The sequence below is a fragment of the Dietzia sp. DQ11-38-2 genome, from assembly GCF_014145055.1.
Taxonomy (GTDB): Bacteria; Actinomycetota; Actinomycetes; order Mycobacteriales; family Mycobacteriaceae; genus Dietzia.
This window is the reverse complement of sequence record NZ_JAALDW010000224.1, coordinates 1-1881: the sequence shown is the minus strand read 5'-3', so window position 1 is coordinate 1881 and position 1881 is coordinate 1. Positions and strand designations below refer to the sequence as shown.

The 1881-nt window shown below is 71.8% G+C and carries 2 protein-coding genes; both read right to left on the bottom strand.

Annotated features, from left to right (window positions below; all coding sequences use genetic code 11):
• Window positions 1-32: 32 nt before the first annotated feature.
• Entirely contained in the window at window positions 33-581 is a 549-nt protein-coding gene (locus tag G6026_RS08280) for a YbjN domain-containing protein (protein WP_182612888.1), read from the bottom strand.
• Between the two features lie 122 nt (window positions 582-703).
• A partial coding sequence (gene mshA, locus G6026_RS08275; protein ID WP_182612887.1) for a D-inositol-3-phosphate glycosyltransferase occupies window positions 704-1881 on the bottom strand: 1178 nt, incomplete at its 5' end.

Here is a 1881-nt window from a genome sequence, read left to right as displayed (position 1 = left end):
AGGCCGGCGGGCCGCGGCGTGCGCCCGGGTCGTCAGCCGTGACCCGGCTGCGGCAGATCCGCGGTGAGGTGACGGAACGCGTGGAGATTGCGCAGCGGCTCACCGCGCGAGACGCGCCACTCCCACTCCCGGCGGATCGAGGTGTGGAACCCGATCTCGAGCAGGATGTTGAAGTCGTGATCCGCGGCCTCGAGCACCTGGCCCAGCACGCGGTCGAGCTCCTCCTCGGTCACCGCCACGAGCGGCATCCGGCCCACCAGATAGATGTCACCGTTGTTGTCCAGCGTGTACGCCACCTGGTACAGGCGCCGGTTGCGTCGCAGCAGGTACTTGTAGACCTTCTCGAAGTCCTCGTCGGGCTTGCGGCAGACGAACGCCTCGATCCGCACGCTCTCCCGGTTCACCGTCAGGTGGCAGGCGGTCTTGAGGCGCTTCTCCCCCGGCAGCTGCACCACGAAGACCCGGCCGTCGGCCAACGTCGACTCGATGTCCCGCTCCACGAGGAAGTCGCGGATCAACTCCAGGGTCGGGCCGTCGACCTCGTCGGCGCCGCGAGGCGCAGCCCCGCTGCCCTCGTCCATGCGCTTGTTCTCGGTGGGGTCGATCATCGTGGCTCCTTCGGTTCGACTCCCCTGTACTCGTGAGCGGTTCGTCGCGGGGGGAGGTTCGGACGGGGCGCTCCACCGGCGGGCGCCCCGGGGTGTCAGGAGGCGGTGGCCGCCTCTCGCCGGGCCCGGTGAGCGGCCACCGTGCCCGCGTACGAGGCGAGAAGTCCATCGGCGGTGGAATCCCAGGAGAACCGGGAGGCGTGAACCGGGGCGGCCCGCGACATGGACAGGCGGCGCTCGTCGTCGTCGAGCAGTCCCACCAACGTGGCCGCCCACTCGCGCGGGTCGTGACCGACCACGGTGATCCCCGTGCGGCCGTGATCGACCGCCGTGGGCAGACCGCCCACAGCCGCCGCCACCACCGGCGTCCCGCAGGCCTGCGCCTCCAGTGCCACGAGGCCGAAAGACTCCGAATACGACGGCACGGCCACCACGTCGGCGGCGCGGTACACGTCCACGAGTTCCGCGGGTGGCCGCGGCGCGAGGAAACTCACCCGGTCGGCCACGCCCAGCTCGTCGGCCAGGTCCATGAGTGAACGGGGGCGCTCCAGCCCCGACCCGCTGGGCCCGCCCACCACCATCAGACGCACGTCCCGGTGCGGCTGCTCCCGCACGATCTCGGCCAGTGCACGGACGATCACATCGGGGGCCTTGAGCGGCTGGATCCGGCCGACGAACGCGATCACCTCGGACCGCTGCCCCAGCCCCAACGCCCGGCGGGCCCGCTCTGTGCCGCGCTGCGTCCCGGGGGTGTACTGCTCGAGGTCGGCGCCCGGGGGCACCACGTCGATGTGGGCGGGGTCGGCGTCGTAGTAGCCCACGAGTTCGTCGCGCTCGCCGGTGGTGTTGACCACGAGGCGGTGCGCGGAGTCCACGATCTGCTGCTCGCCGATGCGCCGGGACTCAGGCTCCGGGACGTCACCGTCGGCGAGGACCGCGTTCTTCACCTCCGCCAGGGTGTGCGCCGTGTGCACCAGGGGCACGCCCCAGTGCTCGGAGGCCACCAGACCGGCCTGCCCGGACAGCCAGTAGTGGGAGTGGATGAGGTCGTAGTGCCCGGGTGCATGACCGGCCTCCGCCCGCATCACACCGGCCACGAATGGGCAGAGCTGCGTGGGCAGGTCCTCCTTGCACAGGCCCTCGAACGGCCCCGCCACGATGTTGCGCACCAGCACGCCGTCGCCGGCCTGCTCGACCGGCGGCTGCGAGGAATGGGTGGCGCGGGTGAAGACCTCGACCTCCACGCCCCGGCGGGCCAGCCGACGGGCGGTCT

Bases quoted from the DNA above. Each gene is read 5' to 3' on its own strand.
- G6026_RS08280 (WP_182612888.1), bottom strand. From the start codon at position 581: ATGGACGAGGGCAGCGGGGCTGCGCCTCGCGGCGCCGACGAGGTCGAC.